The 19,992-nt window shown below is 42.2% G+C and carries 20 protein-coding genes; 14 read left to right on the top strand and 6 right to left on the bottom strand.

The features are described 5' to 3' along the window. The first annotated feature begins 485 nt into the window (after nucleotides 1-485). The gene (locus QN079_RS05820) at nucleotides 486-1,373 is read left to right on the top strand and encodes an SDR family oxidoreductase (protein WP_096741351.1); all 888 of its coding nucleotides are present in this window, start codon (nucleotides 486-488) and stop codon (nucleotides 1,371-1,373) included. A gap of 81 nt (nucleotides 1,374-1,454) precedes the next feature. On the opposite strand, the gene QN079_RS05825 is transcribed toward QN079_RS05820, so the two are convergent. Continuing rightward, nucleotides 1,455-2,960, bottom strand: a complete 1,506-nt coding sequence (locus QN079_RS05825) for a helix-turn-helix domain-containing protein (protein ID WP_096741350.1) — start codon at nucleotides 2,958-2,960, stop codon at nucleotides 1,455-1,457. Nucleotides 2,961-3,052: 92 nt separating this feature from the next. Here QN079_RS05825 and QN079_RS05830 point away from each other — a divergent pair, with 92 nt between their 5' ends. The 5 genes from QN079_RS05830 (at nucleotide 3,053) to QN079_RS05850 (ending at nucleotide 8,665) form a co-directional block, all read left to right on the top strand. Beyond that, nucleotides 3,053-3,721 carry a WxL domain-containing protein gene (locus QN079_RS05830; protein ID WP_096741349.1) on the top strand — a complete coding sequence of 223 codons (669 nt, stop codon included), beginning with the start codon at nucleotides 3,053-3,055 and terminating at the stop codon, nucleotides 3,719-3,721. Between the two features lie 16 nt (nucleotides 3,722-3,737). Next, nucleotides 3,738-4,769 (top strand): WxLIP family cell surface protein, encoded by a 1,032-nt coding sequence (locus QN079_RS05835; RefSeq protein ID WP_213355017.1) that lies wholly within the window; start codon nucleotides 3,738-3,740, stop codon nucleotides 4,767-4,769. A 45-nt stretch (nucleotides 4,770-4,814) separates the two neighbouring features. After that, nucleotides 4,815-6,977 carry an L-type lectin-domain containing protein gene (locus QN079_RS05840; protein ID WP_096741347.1) on the top strand — a complete coding sequence of 721 codons (2,163 nt, stop codon included), beginning with the start codon at nucleotides 4,815-4,817 and terminating at the stop codon, nucleotides 6,975-6,977. A gap of 680 nt (nucleotides 6,978-7,657) precedes the next feature. Further along, the gene (locus tag QN079_RS05845) at nucleotides 7,658-8,026 is read left to right on the top strand and encodes a DUF7006 family protein (protein WP_015509452.1); all 369 of its coding nucleotides are present in this window, start codon (nucleotides 7,658-7,660) and stop codon (nucleotides 8,024-8,026) included. Between the two features lie 276 nt (nucleotides 8,027-8,302). Then, nucleotides 8,303-8,665, top strand: coding sequence for a hypothetical protein (locus QN079_RS05850; RefSeq protein ID WP_005225688.1), 363 nt, complete (start codon nucleotides 8,303-8,305; stop codon nucleotides 8,663-8,665). 75 nt (nucleotides 8,666-8,740) lie between these two features. On the opposite strand, the gene QN079_RS05855 is transcribed toward QN079_RS05850, so the two are convergent. Both QN079_RS05855 and QN079_RS05860 read right to left on the bottom strand, forming a co-directional pair. After that, nucleotides 8,741-9,175 (bottom strand): MarR family winged helix-turn-helix transcriptional regulator, encoded by a 435-nt coding sequence (locus QN079_RS05855; protein ID WP_015509453.1) that lies wholly within the window; start codon nucleotides 9,173-9,175, stop codon nucleotides 8,741-8,743. Nucleotides 9,176-9,233: 58 nt separating this feature from the next. Continuing rightward, the gene (locus QN079_RS05860) at nucleotides 9,234-9,644 is read right to left on the bottom strand and encodes an organic hydroperoxide resistance protein (RefSeq protein ID WP_026008061.1); all 411 of its coding nucleotides are present in this window, start codon (nucleotides 9,642-9,644) and stop codon (nucleotides 9,234-9,236) included. Nucleotides 9,645-9,891: 247 nt separating this feature from the next. Here QN079_RS05860 and QN079_RS05865 point away from each other — a divergent pair, with 247 nt between their 5' ends. Continuing rightward, complete coding sequence (locus tag QN079_RS05865; RefSeq protein WP_005225691.1) at nucleotides 9,892-10,104, top strand: hypothetical protein; 213 nt, start codon at nucleotides 9,892-9,894, stop codon at nucleotides 10,102-10,104. Further along, nucleotides 10,101-11,060 (top strand): SPFH domain-containing protein, encoded by a 960-nt coding sequence (locus QN079_RS05870; protein WP_081116743.1) that lies wholly within the window; start codon nucleotides 10,101-10,103, stop codon nucleotides 11,058-11,060. The genes QN079_RS05865 and QN079_RS05870 overlap by 4 nt, the downstream gene beginning before the upstream one ends. Nucleotides 11,061-11,126: 66 nt before the next feature. Here QN079_RS05870 and mprF read toward each other — a convergent pair whose 3' ends face one another. Both mprF and QN079_RS05880 read right to left on the bottom strand, forming a co-directional pair. After that, nucleotides 11,127-13,673 carry a bifunctional lysylphosphatidylglycerol flippase/synthetase MprF gene (mprF, locus tag QN079_RS05875; protein WP_081116742.1) on the bottom strand — a complete coding sequence of 849 codons (2,547 nt, stop codon included), beginning with the start codon at nucleotides 13,671-13,673 and terminating at the stop codon, nucleotides 11,127-11,129. 2 nt (nucleotides 13,674-13,675) lie between these two features. Beyond that, nucleotides 13,676-14,401 carry an alpha/beta fold hydrolase gene (locus QN079_RS05880; protein ID WP_289230520.1) on the bottom strand — a complete coding sequence of 242 codons (726 nt, stop codon included), beginning with the start codon at nucleotides 14,399-14,401 and terminating at the stop codon, nucleotides 13,676-13,678. Between the two features lie 266 nt (nucleotides 14,402-14,667). On the opposite strand from QN079_RS05880, the gene QN079_RS05885 reads away from it, so the two are divergent. The 3 genes from QN079_RS05885 (at nucleotide 14,668) to QN079_RS05895 (ending at nucleotide 17,071) form a co-directional block, all read left to right on the top strand. Beyond that, nucleotides 14,668-15,693, top strand: a complete 1,026-nt coding sequence (locus QN079_RS05885; protein ID WP_144770863.1) for an NAD(P)/FAD-dependent oxidoreductase — start codon at nucleotides 14,668-14,670, stop codon at nucleotides 15,691-15,693. Between the two features lie 200 nt (nucleotides 15,694-15,893). Next, entirely contained in the window at nucleotides 15,894-16,769 is an 876-nt protein-coding gene (locus QN079_RS05890) for a cation diffusion facilitator family transporter (protein ID WP_005225697.1), read from the top strand. A gap of 131 nt (nucleotides 16,770-16,900) precedes the next feature. Continuing rightward, nucleotides 16,901-17,071: a hypothetical protein gene (locus tag QN079_RS05895; protein ID WP_005225698.1), complete on the top strand. Its 171-nt coding sequence runs from the start codon at nucleotides 16,901-16,903 to the stop codon at nucleotides 17,069-17,071. Nucleotides 17,072-17,187: 116 nt separating this feature from the next. On the opposite strand, the gene QN079_RS05900 is transcribed toward QN079_RS05895, so the two are convergent. Beyond that, entirely contained in the window at nucleotides 17,188-17,451 is a 264-nt protein-coding gene (locus QN079_RS05900) for a hypothetical protein (RefSeq protein WP_123833853.1), read from the bottom strand. Between the two features lie 168 nt (nucleotides 17,452-17,619). Here QN079_RS05900 and QN079_RS05905 point away from each other — a divergent pair, with 168 nt between their 5' ends. From QN079_RS05905 to QN079_RS05915, 3 genes are all read left to right on the top strand, one after another. Next, entirely contained in the window at nucleotides 17,620-18,105 is a 486-nt protein-coding gene (locus QN079_RS05905) for a GNAT family N-acetyltransferase (RefSeq protein ID WP_142437067.1), read from the top strand. 307 nt (nucleotides 18,106-18,412) lie between these two features. Continuing rightward, nucleotides 18,413-19,711: a PTS sugar transporter subunit IIC gene (locus QN079_RS05910; RefSeq protein WP_005225702.1), complete on the top strand. Its 1,299-nt coding sequence runs from the start codon at nucleotides 18,413-18,415 to the stop codon at nucleotides 19,709-19,711. A gap of 28 nt (nucleotides 19,712-19,739) precedes the next feature. Then, nucleotides 19,740-19,991, top strand: coding sequence for a hypothetical protein (locus tag QN079_RS05915; RefSeq protein ID WP_005235223.1), 252 nt, complete (start codon nucleotides 19,740-19,742; stop codon nucleotides 19,989-19,991). The last annotated feature ends 1 nt before the right edge of the window (nucleotide 19,992 follow it).

The raw sequence follows: 19,992 nt of genomic DNA on the forward strand, positions 1-19,992 counted from the left end.
AATAGTTAATAATCAGAAGGGTATGTGAAGACCCGCTAATGTTTTTAGTACCGCGAATAAACAGCATTTTTTTTAGAAAACGAGCATGCTTTTTATTACTTTAGAAAGTTTCAGCACATATTACAGACACCAAACGCTGGATGATCGACAGCCACCACAGTCATCCCGATGTTTTTCTACAGACCGCAAAGGAGATGGAGGCCTTTCGTCGGGCACTCCTCGAACTGCTAGAAAAGTAGCAAAATCAACCACTGCACACAGAAATTTCACTACGATTTCCCAGCAGAATGATGAGATACCTGTGGGCGTTTTCACTACTGAGTCACACAGCTTTTTCATTTCATTAAGCATCTGTTTTCTTACAGATGCTTTTTTTCTGGTGAGCGTTTCGTTTCTCATTCCCTCCATCTTCCTTTACACTTTTAAGTAAGGTCATAACAAACGATGACAAATAAGAAGTAGAAATAATCAAGGAGGAAACGAGCATGTCAGAAAAAATCAACAATCCGTTAACGAAGTATTATGATGGCAAATTTGAAAAACAGGTGCAAGAAGCACCGGCAATTCAAGGAAAGATGCAGCCAGTACCTGATTGCGGGGAAGAAAGCTACTCAGGTTCAGACAAATTAGCTGGACGCAAAGCATTAGTGACCGGTGGTGATTCTGGTATTGGTCGGGCAGCAGCGATCGCTTTTGCCAAAGAAGGCGCCGATGTTGCAATCAACTATCTTCCTTTTGAAGAAGAAGACGCGCAAGAAGTCAAAGCAGTCATTGAAAAAGCTGGACGCAAAGCCGTCTTGATCCCAGGAGACTTGAAAGATGAAACCTTCGCTCGTCAATTGGTTCATGAAGCAGCCAAAGAATTAGGCGGGTTAGATACATTGGTTCTAAATGCTGGGATGCAACAAGCGGTGAAGGACATCAAAGAGTTGACTACGCAACAAATTCAAGACACCTTTACAACGAATATCATCTCGATGTATTGGACAGTCCAAGAAGCATTGGATTACTTACCAGCTGGTGGAAGCATCATCACGACCACTTCGATCCAAAGTGCGGAACCAAGCGCCCATCTTTTAGACTATGCAGCCACGAAAGGTGCCATTACTTCCTTTAGTAAAGGGCTAGCTGCGCAATTAAGTGAAAAAGGCATTCGGGTCAATACCGTTGCGCCTGGTCCAATCTGGACGCCACTTCAAATTTCTGGTGGCCAACCACAATCTGCGATCCCAGAATTTGGTCAAAAAGAATTGATGAGACGTGCTGGACAACCAGTCGAATTAGCACCAGTCTACGTTTTCCTAGCCTCTGATGAAGCAAGCTATGTAACTGGTCAAGTGTACAGTGTAACGGGTGGTAGCTTCTTCGCTTAACAACCCTGGATAAACTTGTAGGAAAAAAGCTCGAGCAAAGATGCTCGGGCTTTTTTTGTGGATGGAAATGGAATCGGCAGCTTACTTTCCTTGTTTGGCAAACATCTTGGTCATCATCAATTGATTGATCTTTGCAAAAACGGCTGCCCACTCTTGTTCGGCTTGTAGGTTAGACAGTAAGACTAATTTTTCGGAAAAAATCACTTCTTCATAACTATCGGTAATCAAAAGATCGGCTGCTTCCATCTGGTTAATAAAAGTCACTGAAGCTTTGGAATAAATCGAACGGATCCTTGTCTCGATCATTTGCTTCGTGCGGTATTGGATCGTCGTTTGAATATAGATCGACACGGTCGGGGGCGTATTCATCTGTGTTTCTAAAAACAAGAGATGCGCAAGATAAGGCAACTGTGTCTGTTCAAAATACTTTTTGTCCAAATCAGCAAATGGATACCTTTCAATGTGGGTCAGTAAAAGCTTGCAGATTGCTTCATAGGTTTTGTCTTTCGAAGGAGTGTTTTCGGTCAACAGTTGGTGTTCGAGCTGCCACACTTCCAGAAGATCGATGCCGATAATGATCGATAGATTGAAGACCAGCAGACAGCTGCTTAATAGTTTTTCAAATTCGGCGACTTCTTGACTTGGAGCAAAGGTATCGTGCCAGTCTTTGATCATTGCAGTGAAAAAGCGCACAAGATCGGTATCAGAATGTTTGATTTCTTGGATGATCGCTTGATTCTTCTCTTGGGGAATTACCCCTGGCAAAAAGACATGCAAAAAGAAATTTAAGTAAAGATATTCTGACTGAAGCGTCTTTTCTGTGGCATAATCGGCACTCAAAAAAAGCGATTCGAGGATTTCCTCTGGTAAAAAACAATAAAAATTCATCAATCCCATGTATTTTTCAGGGATCGCTGGCAAATATTTTTTCTGGATCGTTCGGCTGACCACTGCTTGCCAAAATGCAGCGAGTTTATTTTTCGTCAACGGATCAAAGTGAGAAACAGCAAAGAACGCTGTAAACTCTTCGACATTTTTATGGGAAACGCTCGGCAATAGCCACAAATCAGCAGGCGCACTTTGGGTCAAGAAACTGTAGGTGAAAATACGGATATCAAGCTCTTTTCCAGCAAGAACGATGCGATTATTCAGGTCTGTTCGAATTTGGATTTGAAACTTTTCCAATAGTTGATTGATTTTCTTGATCAACCGATACATATGCGATTGGCTGACATGCAAATCCAAACATAATTGCGTCAAGGTCATTTGCGGGCGCCCAATCAAGTAGTGAATCAAGGTGTATTGTGTGGAGTTGAGCAAATAATGGTACATCAATTTTGCATAGAAAGGTTCATCATCATCTGCTCGCTCAACAAAATACTGATTGTAATGATTTTTTGATAGAAGCAGGTGAGGGGAAAGCAACTGCAAATCTTCATTTAAAAAATAAATATATTTTTGCAGACTTTTTTGTGGGATGTTCAAAAATTCTGACAGTTGGACCAATGTCACGCCATTGGAATTACAGACAACTTTGAAAATCTCTAATTTCTTTTCTTCTGCGGGAGAAATGAATTCTCGATACATAAGGGATTCTCCTTTTTGGCGTTTTTTTTACGCTAAATCTGTGAACCGTATGATAACCATGATGGATTATACTTATGATAGATGAGAATAGAATGAAAAAACACCAATTAAATTATTATTTTTTAAAGCTGTTTTTTTCGATTAACCTCGGTTTCTCATTAAAAAAAGTGAAGGAAGAGATGAAAATGAACAAAAAGGCAGTAATGTTAGGTTTGGTCGGAATGGGTTTAGGAATGGCGCCGACTGCGGCAGCTGCAGCAGAAGCGAATCCAACGGCTTCAATGACGAGTCAAGCAACGCTAACGATCGAACAAGGAATCTTGTCACTGGATCAGGTGACTAATTTTAACTTCGGTACAAGCAGTATCCAAGAGATCGCTACCGATGAACAAGTGATTCAAGCAACGTCGAATGAAGTGACATCGATCACAGATTACCGTGGGCCGAATCAAGCTGGCTGGCAGTTGACGGCGCAATTATCGAAAATGACGAATGCGAGCGATAACGAGCTGGCAAATGCCAAAGTCACTTTAAATGGTACAACGGCTTCTGGCGATGCAGCGCTAGTCGCGGGCACCGAATTGATGGTAGGGGCAACAGACCCAACGCTGATTGCTTCTGCTAATGGCACAACTGGCTTAGCAACCAATGACTTTAACTTTTCCAATGCTTCATTAACCGTACCGAAGCAAAATGTGAACAGCGGCACTTATAGCGGCACGATCACTTGGACATTAGCGAACACGTATCAAGCGGAGTAGGAAAGAAAGGGCGACAATGAAAAAACCAATCAAGTGCTTCGTACTCATTAGTTTCTTTATCAGTTTGTGTTGCGTTACGAAAGTCACCGGTCATGCACAGACCACACGGTTCACTGTAACCCCTGAACTTCCCCAAAATCAAGTCAGTGACGTCACTTATTTCGACTTACTGGTAAATCATGAGACCGAACAGAATTTGATCGTTGCCCTTCATAACACGAGTTCGGAAACCCTTACGATACAAGCATCCGCACTGAATAGTTACACAGCTGCTACTGGGATCATCGCTTATCAGGCAGCCGAAACAGCAGAGGATTTTGGCGGTGTGTCTTTCACGACCTTGATAAAGAAACCAAATCAAATGATTCAGCTTGAACCAGGGGAAACACGCCAAGTGGTATTTCCTCTTTCAATGAATGACAAGCGTTTTACAGGTGAAATCATAGGTGCCTTTTCTTTTGAAGAAGAACAAAAGGAGGGGCAAGAGGCGGAGGAAACCAGTCTTACGTCAACCTATAAAATCGTCCAAGGTGTCCGCCTTCGCCAGCAGTTAGATGCGCTACCTGATCCTGAACTTTCCTTGATCGAAAGTGAGGCGGTAGAAAAAGATGGCATCGCATCCCTAAAAAGCCGCATTGAAAATGATCAGCCAGTGGCTTTTGGGAAGATTGCTGTTAAGACTGTGATTCGTGAGCAAGACAGTGACAGCGTTGTGGGGGGATTTACAGCAGAAAGTTTTCAATTTGGCCCAAACTCTACACTGGATCTTTATAGCGCGTTTGATGAAGAAATCGTAGAGCCGGGAACCTACCACATTCAAATCGAGCTGAGTGCCCCACGTGGAACGTGGGTTTTTGAGGATAGCGTCACTGTTTCTCGCCCAGAAGCTGAAACGATCAATCGAAAAACGATCGTGGGATCAGGCTCTCTTCACAGCAACCGTTGGGTATATATTGTTGCAGTGGTCATTCTCCTGCTTATTTCCAGTCTATTGCTCCTGATGTATTTGCGACGAAAAAAATCAAAGGAAACAACAGAGCAGGAATGAGAAGACTTCATTTAAGTACTTGCTCAAACAAAGCGGAGGATGACGATGAAAAAATTTCTTACGACACGTTTTTTACTTTTCTTCTTGTTAGGTATCGCCTTATTTCATACAGGAAACGCATCTGTGGAGGCTACCGTCGTTGAGCCGGATTTTGCGACATTACCGATCGATGAAACCTTGATCACTACGGTGGGTCAAGCTGGTTCTCCGCAAGGATCGGATGGCTATAATTATGTTCAGATCAATGATGGCGTGACATCAAATGTCAGTGGAGGCGTTTGGTTCAACAAAGCGGTTTCTTTTACCCGATCATTTCGTTTAGAAATGGCTTTTTGCATCGAAAATGCAGCTGCTGATAGCGATGGCTTAGCTTTTGTTATGCAAAGCAGTGGCTTAAATGCCCTTGCGCAACAAGCAGGTCCAACGATTGGTGTCTGGTCCAACACCGGTGGAACCAATCCATTGAATACCGGTGCGATTCCGCAAAGCTTTGCCATTGAATTTGATACCTTCTATAATTCTGGTAGTTTGGGTGTTCATGGTGCCATGGATCGTGATGCCCCCAATAGTCATCATATCGCATGGAATTTTCCAGGTTCAAACGACGCCTATACGACAGAAGGTTGGTTGCCGACATACAAGGTCGTCAACCATCTTGATCCTGTCGCTGTCACCAAGATTTCTGATAGCCAGTGGCATACGTTTACCGTTACTTTCGATCAGCCCAATCAAACCTTACATTATTCTGTCCCAGATTTTGGGGTCGATGTCACGGTTCCCGTGGATGATACATTCAAAACGAACGTGAACTTAGTCAACAATGCGCCAGTTTATTTTGGTTTTACTGGTGCTAATGGTGGAAATGTCCAAGAAAAAGCAGTGGCATTCATTGATGTCGAAGGCTTGGTCGATATGGAATTGCGTACAGGCGTATTTGAACGTGACCCCAACAAGCTGTTGCTAGATACTGAGACAGCTCTGAGTCAACCACCAGTCGTTGATGCGCAAAAAACAATTACTTATGCCACGTATCTTTCTTATAAGGACACCAGTGATTTAACGGAGTTGGAAGCAGGCATCAAGCTGCGTTCGTTTCTTCCAGAAGGCTTTTCTTTAGTCGATGAGACAGTGTATTTCGGTGGTCCTGATTTGATGGTAAATGGTATGCCAGAAGGCGGCACGCCGATTGATTTTAGCGTTGAAGCTGGTGAGTTGGTCGCGACCCTACCTGCATTAGCCAAAGGGAATGACTATCTGATCCACTATTCGATTACCTATACGGGGGCGCCGCTCAATGAGAACTTGAATCAAACGGCGCCTGTGCAGACGACCTTCCAAGGGAATGCCTTTGTATCGAGTCTCGTATCTGGCAGCCCTGAGACGCATTCCTACACGATGACCGGTGTGTTTCCGCCCACGCTGACAACGGGTGTGCCTACCTTAGCAGAAGCGAAAGAAACCCAGCAGATTGTGCGGGAAAATCGTTTGTGCTTTACCCCGATCACCATCGATGACCGCAATTCAACGCAAGCACGCTTGTATGTTACGGATTTTTTTACGGAAGCAGAGACGGTGACGGAGGCAGATTTCTTAGAAACAGCTCAGATAGAGCGTGCCACATTGGCAGATCCCTTTACATACACGTTGGAACGAGATACCGCGAATCTGGAGCCGGGCACCACTTATTATCTTGCTGCTTTTGTGATCGATGCAGAAGGAAATCAATCAGAAACCCATTATTATGGCATTGATTTTCGAGGCAGTGTACAATTTCTCAGTGCGCCGGAGTCGATCAACGGACCGACAATCAATGTAAATAAGCTCGCACGATCGATCCGAAGTGATGGCTTTGCCTATCTTCCTGTTTCGTTTGATCAAACCTCGGCACTGCTGTCTATCAGCAACAGCAGTGAAGGGACTTGGCAGCTTAGTGGGCAAATGACTGATTTCTTGCAAGACCAGCAGCAGTTGGCCAAAGACGTCCAATTCGTGATCTATGATCCGCTCGACGATCACTTGGTGGCAACAGTTACGAAAGAAGAAACGATCCTTTTTCAGCAGCTTCCCGACGGCGAGGCTGATTTGACCCTTGCTTTAAATGAATACAACTGCTATTTACGATTTGTTCCTGATTTTGATTTGATTCAACCGGGGACGTATACTGGTACGGTCAATTGGCAGTTGGAGAGTACGATTGTAGACGAATAAAAAAAACGCCATTACGGCGTTTTTTTTATTAAAGTTCTCAGTCGATCACTGCTAACTTTGTCGACTTTTCGCAATTTTTAAAACTAATGATAGGCCTGCTAAAGCAAAACTGCCGTATTTAACGAATTTTTCCAAGGAATCTAAAGTTTGCTGTTTTTTGCGTTTGCAGTCCGGACAGCTTTTTTCATTGCCAGTTAACTTCTTGCCACATTTACAATGGTTCTTCATCTTTGCTCCACTCCTCGTCTCGTTTATTTTGATGACTTTCTCTACTTTAATTATACATGTTGCTGAAGGTTCTGTCTGAGATTATGCTGTCTCCGTTTTTTGTGAAGGGCAATAAGGGTTGCTGGTTGTTTGTTTCAAATCGATCACGCTAAAGGATGCCATCCTTGGCGGCTGATTTTTCGTATAGAAGAGAGGCAATCTATCTAAAAAAGGAGGGAAATCTGACAAATTTCTCATTTTCAGATGTTGCTGATTCGCTTTGCTTATCAGTTCAGCAAAATTTTGCTATTGTGGAGTAAGATTGAGGAATCAAAAAACGACTTCTCCTTTTTTTCTTGATTCTATCCTTAATCTGAGAACGAAAATCACCGATAGTATGCTATATATAGGAACAGGGAGCCATCCTTGACGATGTCGAATATGGCATTTGAATGAAAGGATTGATGAAATAAGTGATTTCTTCAATAATCTATACGGACACAAAGGCTTATTTGGATAAGGTGGTCGATCAAGCACTGTTGGATTTGTTAAAATCTGATTATCCCAAAGTCTATGATCATGTACAACAATTGATTGCTAACTTTGAAGAAACGATCCAACAAATTGATCACTCAAATTTTTGGCAATTGATGCCAGAGATTTTAGGCTATGATTCACGCTTTGTCTTGTTGAACTCGTTGCAATTGTCAGAAGACAAATTTTTGACGGAAATCGAGGTTATTCAGATGATCGAACGCGATTATCCGAATTTGAATAAAGAGTTTTGTGGCTATTCCTTAAAAGAAAAAGAGCACGAAAGCCTGATCTTCAACATCCAATAAGCGGTTCTTCTTAGGATCACTTGATAGAAAAGAAAGCGACTAGCGCATCTAGTCGCTTTTTTTTTATGGAGAAGAAGGAGAATTAAACGTGTTATTTATCATTAAAGTAAAAATTATTTTGAAATTATGAATAAAATAGATTATTATTGTATATAATCCTTTTAGTGAAAGAAAAAACAATCGTAAAATGAAGAGGATAGATAGCTTATGTCAATAGCTGCGATTGTTTTGATTAGAAAATAAGAACCAGCCTGATTGGCATGGAAAGGAGCAGTTATGGATTACTTGAGTTTTTCAAAAAAAGAGTGGGAAGTCTTAGTTTGTTTTTGGGCTGTGGATGAGCCGCTATGCTGTACCGAATTTAGTGAACGCTTCGGCTTGAATCGCAACACGTCATTGTCAGTGATTCGTAAGTTAGTCAATAAAGGGATACTTGAGATCGCAAGTATCAAGATGAGTGGGTCAGTTTTGGCTCGTCGTTTCCAACCAGCCGTCACCGAATTGGAGATTTTGCAAAGTGGTTTGACGGAGGAACAAATTTTTGAACTGGTAAAAATTGCGATCAAAAAAATTGAAGACCCAGAACAATTAACTCAGTTGCGAAATGTTATTGGCGAATTGAAAACCAAAGCTTCGTAGGTCATCTGGTTTTCTTCGCTGTTTGTTAGTGAAGGTTTAAAAGATAAAAAAATGATCCACTGTGAAAACAGCGGATCATTTTTCTTGTTCCTGAAATTTTTGGACCATTTTGGTCGTCAATTCGTGGAGGACTGACAGTTCTTCCGGTTCAAGAGGCAAGAATTCAGTTACTTTGTAGGGGATCTCTAGTGCTTGTTCATGGAGTCTTTTGCCTGAATCAGTCAATGTGACCCGCAAGGAACGTTCATCGTCTTGATTTCGATTTCTTACTAGGTATCCTTTTGCTTCAAGCTTTTTTAAAACCGGTGTCAGTGTGCCAGAATCTAGACATAATTGCTTCCCCAATTCTTTGACACTGATCGCTTCATCTTCCCATAACACCAACATCACTAAATATTGGGTATAGGTCAAATTCAACGGGTCCAGTAAGTCTTTGTACTGTTTGATAATTTCTTTTGAAGCGGCGTATAGAGGAAAACACAATTGGTTTTCTAACGCTAAGACATTCATGTTTTCACCCCTTTTTCTAACATCCGCCTCTTATCATAGCTGTTTTTTCAACGAAAGTCTACTCGCTAACGGCTTTGACAGTCACTTCAATGTTGCCAGCTGTAGCTTTTGAGTAAGGACATACGGTATGAGCGATTTCAAGCAATTCTTGTGTTTCCTCTGTTGATAAACCTTCGATTTGACCTTCGATCTCAACGCCTAAAACAAAGCTTGATTCACTTTCTGCATATAGGGTCACTTGTGCACTGACAGTCGAAGCACCGTCGATTCCTTTGTTGCTTTTCACTAATTCAAGGGCACTATTGAAACAAGCACTAAACCCAGCCGCAAAAAGTTGTTCTGGATTGGTGGCATTTTCAACACGTTTGCCAGGTGCAGTAATATTTAGTTCAAATGAATGATCGGGACTATGAACTTCTCCTGAACGGCCACCAGTGTTGATCATTTTTGTTGAATACATTTTTTTCATCATTTCTTCACTCCTGATTTTTATATTTTGTACAATTAGATTGTATGCAATTTAATTGGTAAATGCAAGCGATTTGTTTTCAGCTCGTCTTTTTTTCTAAAAAGGAGGGAATTATGAAATGTATACTGTCCTCTTGGGTGAAACGTGCTATTATAGTTAGTAACACTTGTCATAGAATGAACGAATCAATTGAAACGAAAAATAACCTGCACGAAGGCAAAGAGGGTGGAAAATCATCGTAGACTACATGGAACAACGAGCGGTTGGACGTTATTTTCGATCGCTGACGGATCATTATTCAGGCTATATCCGTCTTTATGGCACCTACACAGAATATCGAGTGATTGCAGGGATTCCTGCTGAAAATGTCATGTTAGAGATTATCGGGGTTGAAAACGGTGTCTTATTGACCCGTGTTAACAATACATTATTTGAAAATGGAAGAGGGTTTTTACAATGATCATTATCCAAATTATTTTAGTTATCTTCGTATTAGTGGTTCTGATTTGGCTGATCGCAAGCACTGCTGTGATCGTTCGTCAAGGGGAAGTCAAAGTTGTGGAAAGTTTTGGGAAATATGTTCGAACGTTGGAGCCAGGTCTTCATTTTCTTGTTCCGATTTTGTATACAGTTAGAGAAAGAGTGTCCTTGAAACAGATTCCTTTGGAGATCGAACCGCAAAGTGCAATTACGAAAGACAACGTAATCGTGCAGATCGATGAAGCAATCAAATACCACGTCACTGATGTTCGTGCTTTTGTTTACGAAAATGAAAACTCCGTTATCTCAATGATTCAAGATGCCCAATCAAACTTACGGGGGATCATCGGGAAAATGGATCTGAACGAGGTTCTAAATGGAACTGAAGAAATCAACGTGGCTCTATTTACTTCAATCAAAGACATCACTGCTGGCTATGGGTTAGCGATCGACCGGATCAATATCGGGGAAATCAAAGTTTCCCAAGAAATCATTGAATCGATGAATAAATTGATCACAGCTTCAAGAGACAAAGAATCCATGATCACAAGAGCCCAAGGGGAGAAATCTTCTTCAGTCTTAAGTGCCGAAGCCAAAGCTTCGCAAATGACGATCGACGCGCAAGCTCGGGCAGAACAAACCCAAATCGATGCAGAGGCGCGGGCAAAACGTGTACGGATCGATGCTGAGGCAGAAGCGGAACGAATCGCGAAAATCACTGAAGCTGAACGCAAACGGATTTTAGCTATCAATGAAGCAATCAAAGAAAGCCAGCTAGACGAGCGCTCCTTATCTTATCTAGGGATCGAAGCCTTTAAAGACGTGGTCAACAGCAATACCAACACGGTCATTCTGCCATCCAATATGACGGAACTAGGAAATATTCCAGTCGTCAAACAACTTTGGGAAAACGCACCATCTAAATCAGTAGAATAACTTTGAAGCGCAACAAATGAAAAAAGCTCAAATGCTCCGAGAATAAACCGGCGCATTTGAGCTTTTTTATTTCGTTTTGTCTGCCGCTTGATTATCGACGATCAACAGAGCAATCATGACATAACCGATCCAACTGTCCCGAGAATATAAGATGTAGCGAGGGGACCAAGAAGCGGCATATTTCTGTTTGTACTCCCGCAATCCTTCAAAAGAATAGAAGCGAGACCCGAAAGTGTAAACGAGATAGGCGATCCGCTCTTGTAAGAAACTACTGCGGAAAGTACCAACATTGGCTAATGGTGCCATACCTAAATCGAATTGTTGGTAGCCTTGTTCTTTAAAATAGTCAAACAGCTGAATAAACAAGAAATCCATCGTTCCGTTCGGGGCTTTTTCAGGATCGTGACGCATCAGATCAATGGAAGCTAAGCCTGTCTGATAGGTTGGCATAAAGGAAGCAAACGCGACGATCTCTTGTTGCTGATTACGGACGACTGCAATTGGTGCGGTACTCAGATAGGATTCTGAAAAGAATCCAAGGGAGAACCCTTTTTCTTTCCGTCCATCTAGCCAGTTGTCAGAAATTTCCTTAAGGGTGGCAAAGGTTTCGGCTGAAAAGGGTGGAGTGAGCACATCAAAGGTAAAGCCTTCTTTCGTGATCTTGTTGTTCAATGCCCGCTGTCCCTTCATTTTCTTTCCTGAGAGGGTGAAGCTAGGCAGATCCACATAGGCTTTCTCACCGAATTTGATAAAGTCATACCCGAATTCATGCAGTAGCATCACCATTTCTTCACTACTTTCATAAAAGACTGGCAAGTAATTCCACTGATCCATCTCTGTTAAAAAGGTTTCCAGTGCCTGGGGAAAGTCTGCTTGCTTCCCAGAAGGATCCCCCATGACTAAGCATTTATTATTAAAGGTCGTAAATTGAAAAAAGACCGTCGGCTCGCCGATTTCTGGATAAACGTACACTTGCTTGTCTTTTAAATAGACAAGATGGCTATCGCTATTGCCGCCATAAGTGTTCAAAATATGCTTCACTTTATCGGTGGCGGCACTGACACCGAGTTGGTGCTTTGGTCCCATCAAGTAGCGTGCAAACAGCAGCATCGCAACGGCGACGAATAAAATCGCAACGAAGCCTTGGAGCCATAATTTTTCAGAAGGGAAAAGCAAAAAATCCATCGAATGGTGATGCGTCGGATGCCGATTGATATGGGGCATATTGTAGACCCCGATAATGACATAGAGGATCGTCAATGAACCAATCAGCAAACCATCGATCGTTAGCCATTCCCAAGCGAAAACCAGTTGCTTTCGGAATAACTCGCTTTTTGAAAAAATCATGATCGCCAGTAATAATAGAAGAAACAGCATGGTCGAAAAGCGGAAACCCGCAAAAATAGCATAGGCGATTGTTGCTGCAATCAACAAAAGCGTCGGCATATACGCGCGACTGACACGGGCAGAGATGCCGCGACCGGCGATCAAAAAGAGATAGCCGAGAAAGATACTCGGGTACTGCATCACAAAATTCAAGCGAATCGGATTGAGGTGGGCTAACCATTTGATTTGATCAAAGGCTTCTGGGATCGTGGCGGAAAGCACCAACATCGTTCCAGTCAGATAAAGCAGCAACACTTCGATCTTGTGGAACACTTCCAACAACAAGCTTTTTGGAATACCAGAAAAGCGCTGGTTGAGGGAGACACCGACATTTTTTGAGAAAAAAAGCAAACCGATCAAAAAGGGAATGATGTAATAAAACAGACGGAACAGCAAGAGCCAGGCAATGACACTTTCACGGGGAATCTGTAGTGAACCCATTCCCATAATCATCATGACATCAAAGGTTCCCAGTTCGCCAGGAATCATCGAGACGATCCCAATCACGGAAGCAGCGATGAAAAGCGGCAAAAGTTGAAACACATCGACCGAGAGACCCATCAACAGACCCGTCGTAAAGAAGGCGGCAAAAACACCTAGCCATTCCAATAAGGAAGCGGCGATCAGCTGCAGACGATCACGTCGTTGCAGCCCACCTAAGTAGGCATTTTTTTTGGAAAAACTAAGCGCATAGACGATTGGAAAATAAAGACTGCCGCCTAAAAGCCAGATCCAATACTGTTGGAGATAATCGGTCGTGGGACCGAAGAGGACGAATGCCAGCGCTGCAAGCGATAAAATCGAAAGACCAGACATCAAGTAGATAAAAATCTTCGATATTGCTTGGGCAACGTCTTTGCCTTTTTTTCCTTTGCCATAGAATTCCGACCTTAACCCGATACTGATGAATCCGCCAAAGCCGATCAAATTGTTCATGGTATTGATGATCCAGCTGGTTTCTAGTAAATAGCGGCGTTCAGGTTTGTCCCCTAGTAAGCGATTCAAGACGATATCATATAAGACCATGGGAAAAACACACAGTAAGCCAATGACAGCCATTAAAGCCACTCGCCAAAGGGATAGCTGCGCAAACAATTGTTTTAGTTGATCAATCGAAATCGTCTTGCTTAACGAAAGCAGCTCGCCGAACACGATCACGGCGACTGCAATTAAGAAGAGGGTTTTAAAAAGTGAGCGGTGGTCACGGAGCCAAGTAAAGATTCTCATAGTTATTCACCGACCTTTTCTAAAAAAGATAATACTTTCGTGTTAAAAACTTCAGGATTCTTTCGTGCAAAACTATGTCCTTGTCCTTTGACAACGATAAAATTGGACTGAGGGATACTGTTTGCAATATAAAAAGAATGGGAAAGCTTGATCGAATCACGTTTGCCGACCAAAATCAATGTCGGCACACTGAGGTGATTCAAATCGGCTGTAGATAAACCGATTGGACGAAACAACAATCCCAAAATAGGCAGAAAGCCCCGCATGCCTTTGGAGAATGGGGAACAAAGCCAAACGATCAGATATTGCAAGACACTGCCGATTCGAGAAAAGAGCCTCACACCTCGCGGTTCCGTGTTGCCAGAGTTTAAAATCATGCAGCTGACATGCTCTGGGTAGAGATGGCAAAAGACCATCGCCAGATTGGCACCATCGCTAAATCCTTGTAAGGCGATTTTCGTTAGCTTTTCTTGCTGAATAATTGCTAAGAGATCTGTTGCCATTTTAAAAAAATCGATTTTCTTCTGCGTATTGGTGGATTTGCCATGTCCTCGACTATCGATTAAATACAGTTGATGTTTTTGACGCAAAGCGTCGACCTGCTTTGAGAAATAGGCACTGCTGCCGCCATTTCCGTGCAATAAAAAAAGAGGGCGTCCTGAACCGGTTTTCTCGTAATAGAGGACAGACCCGTCCGGTAAGGGCGCGTAACATTTTTCAACTTCCATTTTTTCACCTACTTTCTAAGAGTATACCTTGAAGTCAGGGACGATCACAAATATATCACTAGATAAAATGAGAAAAAATAACAATCTGCTCATCTTTTTTTTACCAGAAGTTCAGGAAAAGGCTTTTTTCTTTACAATGTAAAGAAAAATAATTGGTAAACATAATTAATTTGTTTTCAGAAAATTCTTTACAAACGGACGATCGTTGTCTATAATCGAACTAACTAATTGAGAATGATTTTCATTTACGAAAGAGAGGCTAGCCAATGACCACTATAGCAGATGTTCTGATTATCGGCGGAGGACCCACTGGACTCTATGCGAGTTTTTATGCTGGATTACGTGATCTATCGGTCGTATTGTTTGAAGCACAAGCCGAATTAGGCGGGAAGATCAATTTCTATCCTGAAAAAATGGTCTGGGATGTGGGTGCATTGCCGCCCACCAAGGGAAAGAAAGTCAAAGAACACTTGATTGAACAGGCCAATTTGTTTGATCCAACGATCTATCTGAAAACGAAAATCATTTCATTGACCAAGGAAGACGACCTTTTTTATGCAGTGGATGACCAAGGGAGGACCCATGTTGGACGCACCGTTTTAGTCTGTATCGGCGGCGGTGTCGTTTCTCCCCAAAAATTGCCATGTTTCATCCATAATAATGTCGACAACTATATCCACTATCAGTTTCCTGACCAGCAAGCGATCCAAGGCAAGCATCTAGTGATCTCTGGCGGCGGTGATGCGGCAGTGGATTATGCGATCGAAGCAGTGTCTTATGGTGCCAAAGTCACCCTGTGTTACCGAGGAGAAAAATTGAAAGCTCATGAAGCACAAGTAAAGAAGATGAAAGCAGAAGGGATTCAAGTGCTGATGAATCACACCATCGATGGGGTGAATCAAGCAGAAACATTCAATATCGTTCTACGACTAAAAAACAGTGCCAACCATGAAACGATCGATTTTTTATGCGATCATCTACTGATCCAACACGGGTATGACCGTGACAGTGGCTTGTTAGATAAAGTCTCCTTTGATCTTGCACGCCATGAAGACTTTTACCTCAATTGCGAGATTCCTACAAAAACTAGCCATCCTGGTGTTTTTGCGGCGGGCGACATTCATTATTTCAAAGGCAAAGTGAATCTTTTGGCGGGAGCCTTTCAAGATGCTGCGCAAGCAGTCAACCAAATCAAGCACTATTTAGAGCCGACCAGTGTCCCACAGGCGATGGTTTCATCCCACAATGAGAAATTCAGTGAAAGAAATCGCCAGTTGTTGGTCAATGAGTAGCAACGCTTCTTTGTGAAAGAAAAAGTAGAAAAAGCAGGAGTCCCTTATGGGTCCTGCTTTTTTGGTGTCCTCAGAACAGAAATTCGTTTCACTAGAAGTGAATGTTTGCCGCTCCTAAAAAATAAAATCTCTCAAATAAATGATGTAAACTGTGAAAATTTCAGCTATTATTTTCAAGTTGACTATTTGGAGGGGATGACATGAATCAAACAAGATACGCAGAATTAAAACAAGCAGAAAGAGGCGCCATCTTAAGTATCGTTGCTTACATTTTGGTTTCCATCGCCAAACTTGCCATCGGTCGTTTGGCAAACTCTGAAGGACTATGGGCAGATGGGTTGAACAATGCGACGGATATCGTAGCGTCGATCGCTGTCTTGATTGGTTTGCGTTTGGCTCAAAAGCCAGCAGATGAAGACCATAAATATGGTCATTGGAAAGCAGAAAACGTGGCGAGTCTCGTAACATCCTTGATTATGCTGGCAGTCGGTCTGCAAGTCTTATGGTCTTCCATTCAAACGATTCTACTCGGAGAAACGCAAAGTCCCGATATGATCGCGGCAGTCGTCGGTATCATTTCAGCTATTTTGATGTATGGCATGTATTACTATAATAAGCGATTATCCGCTCGCGTAAAAAGCTCCGCTCTGCTAGCAGCTGCTAAAGACAACCGCAGCGATGCGTGGACGAGTATTGGAACGGCGATCGCTATTTTTGCCGCCTCATTTGGTATCGGTTGGCTGGACAGTTTGACTGCGATCGTGGTAGCTCTTTTGATTATCAAAACCGCCGTCGATATTTTTCGTGAGAGTGCCTTTTCACTTTCTGATGGGTTTGATGAATCGCTAGTCGTGGAGTATGAAGCGGCAATCGCTGGTTTTTCTGAAGTGAAATCTGTCAAATCGATTCGAGGAAGAATGTATGGCGCCAATGTTTTTCTCGATGTCGTCGTGACGATGGACAAATCTTTGACGGTTGAAAAGAGTCATAACGTAGCAGATGCTATTGAAGATCTCTTAGCTGATCGTTTTCAGGTGTTTGATACTGACATCCACATCGAGCCTGCTACCGAATAAATTTTCTGGAAAAACCTTGATAGGACAAGGATGTAAACCACCCGTTTCCTGTTTGTAAACTGAAAAGTTCTTACGGAACCTGCTCATTCATGGCAAACTAGAGGTAACAAAGGAAGAAAGTAGGGAGCCCTATGAATAATAAGCAGGTAGTAGAAAATGAGTTAGTTATTTCTTTAGATAAAATGGATGAAACAGAAATGATGGCACTTTGCCAACAATATATTGCGGCTATTGATGATAGCCAAGTCCTCTTCGCTTTACTGAAAAAAGTTCAAGCCTCTAAAGCAGCAGTAAGCAAATAAAAAACAAACCGGCATCTTATGCATTGATGTTCCCCTCAGCGAAAGCGAAAGGCGCATTGATCAACAGGAAAAGATGCCGGTTGTTTTTTGATTTGTTTGAGTCTTTTTAAAAGCTTTTAAAGGACGTTTAATAGTGCGATTAACCCATAGACGAACAAAGAGGCTATTCCTAGAGGAACAATGCGTCGAAATATAATCTCTTTCAAGCGCTTGCCTGCTTGTCGTTCTTTTTCATAGTTAGGATCATGGGCATGCGCTTTAAATTGCTGAGGAGAACGAGAGAAGATCAAGCCATTGGTCATCGATAAAACCCAGCCAATCAACGCCATGAAGAACGAAACAAAAATGATTGCCAGTAAAAGTAGTTGCAAGAGCTGCATGGTGTTGCTACCTCCTTTTCGTCACCATTTTTTCACTTCTAGTTTACCATCTTTTGAGACATTTTGGGGTCTTTGTTCCACGTGCCCTTTCTTTTTTTTCCTTATCCCTTATAATAGAGATATTTATAAACGAGTTTTTGTTTCGTGCAGCAGAAAGAAGGGGTTCTTATGGCAATCGCAAAAAAAATCGTTCAATCACCTGAAGATTTCCAAACGTTGGATCGTTTGATCAAAGAAATCTGGCCAGAAGTGTTTACACCTATCATTGGGTCCGATCAAGTCGCGTATATGCTGGCTCATTACCAATCACCAGCAGCGATTCAAAACGAAGTCCAGCAAGGAGCAGTCTATCTTTTGTTATTAGAAGGAGACCGAGCAGTAGGATATACAGCGTATGAAGAAACGCAGCAGCAGATTTATTTAAGTAAATTGTATCTCCATCAATCCACTAGAGGCAAAGGCTATGCCAGCCAAGTCTTTGATTGGTATGAGGAGATCGCCTCAGACAAAACACTGCATTTAAACGTCAACAAACAAAACCAGCAAGCGATCGCTGTTTATGAGCATCGCGGCTTTAAGCGTGTTTCTAAACGCACCGTTGCGATTGGTTCGGGGTTTGTGATGGATGATTTTATTTATGAGAAGAAAGTATAATTAAGCAGGAAATTCATTTGATAAACCAAAAAAAATTAAATGAAACAAGAATCTTATTTTTGAATTTAATATCGTGCCTATTGGGAAACATTGCCAATAGGTTTTTTTGTATCTAGCTAATTTTAAAATTCCTCATCAACACATAAATTTTTAAGTTGTGCTACAGTGTAAAATTACGATGAATAAATGTTCTTTTAAACTGTTAAAAATAGTTTCGTCTATTCGTAAAAAACATATTTACTCCTAGGAAGCACTGTGCTATTATCCTTGTATAAACATTATAATGTTATAAACTAAGGAGGCAATTATGAAAGGGTTTGTAGAATTTATTGAACAGAAGTTGATGCCGATTGCAAATAAAGTGGGGATGCAACGGCACATGGTAGCGATTCGTAAGGGGATCATCGCTACGTTACCGTTAACGATCGTTGGGTCTTTCTTCACGATCTTACTGAATTTTCCCATCGAATCAGTCGCTGCGGTGATCGAACCGTATCGGGAAGTTTTGGATATTCCCTTTCGTTATACAGTCGGATTATTGGCATTGTATGCAACGTATGGGATTGCTTCATCGCTAGCAAAAAGCTACAAGCTGGATTCATTGACTGCGGGTATCTTAGCAACGATGTCCTTTCTTGTAACCGCTGCACCACCGTTGCGAGTCTTCGATTCTGTGGAAGGCATCATTGATGCGGGACGCTATATCAATGTGGCAAACTTAGGATCAGGCTCTTTGTTTGGCGCGATCGTCACGGCAATCTTATCCGTTGAAATCTATCGTTTCTTTATCGTAAAAAACATTACCATCAAAATGCCAGATGGCGTGCCACCAGAAGTGACGAATTCATTCATGGCGTTGATTCCTGGAGGAGCGATCCTGATATTGTTCTGGGTGATCCGTCATATGTTAGGCTTTGATATCAATGGCTTTTTAAGTAACTTGTTGATGCCGTTAAAAGACGTGCTAGCTGGTAACAGCTTGTTTGGTGGTTTATTGACTGTCTTCTTGATCTGTTTCTTCTGGGTACTGGGGATTCATGGACCAGCCATCATGGGTCCTGTCATTCGTCCATTCTGGGATATTTCCATTGCTGAAAATATGGAAGCGTTCCAAGCATCTGGCAATGCGCATGAATTGCCTAATATTTTTACGGAACAATTTTTACAATGGTTCGTCTGGATCGGTGGAGCCGGTACGACCTTAGCGTTGGTCGTTTTGTTCTTCTTCTCCAAATCAAAATACTTGAAACAATTGGGCCGTTTGTCCATCTTGCCAGGCTTATTCAATATCAATGAACCAGTGATTTTCGGTGCACCGATCGTAATGAACCCAATCTTAGGCATTCCGTTCTTGGTGGCACCGTTGATTACGACAACGATTTCTTACTTCGCGACCATTACGGGTGTCGTACCGATGATGGCTGCCAGACTTGGGTTTGCCATTCCAGCACCAATCGCCGCCTGGATGAGTACGGACTGGAGTATCGCAGCAGCGATTTTAGTGATCGTCAACTTCTTTATCACACTCGCAATCTACTACCCATTCTTTAAAGTCTTTGAGAAACAGCAGATTGCCCGCGAACAAGAAGAAGAAACAGCCGCTTAAGCAAGACAAAAAAGAGTGAGGTGCAAACATGGGGATTTATGCCATTTGTTTATTTTTTGGTTGTCAAATTTGGTTAACAAAATCAGCACAAGGGAAAAAAATTCAAGAAGTGCCGTTTTGGCGGATGCTTTTGTTCGGGATTCTTGGCGTTGCTGCAGCGATCCTACTGAGCCGTCAGTTTCCGTGGGGACCATTTTTGACGATGACGGCGACGATTGTTTGCAGTTCGCTTTTACTGACACGTTTTACTGCTTTTTATGAAGAAATGAGGATGAGATAAG

The sequence above is a fragment of the Enterococcus sp. FZMF genome (genome assembly GCF_030263915.1).
Lineage (GTDB): Bacteria > Bacillota > Bacilli > Lactobacillales > Enterococcaceae > Enterococcus_D > Enterococcus_D casseliflavus.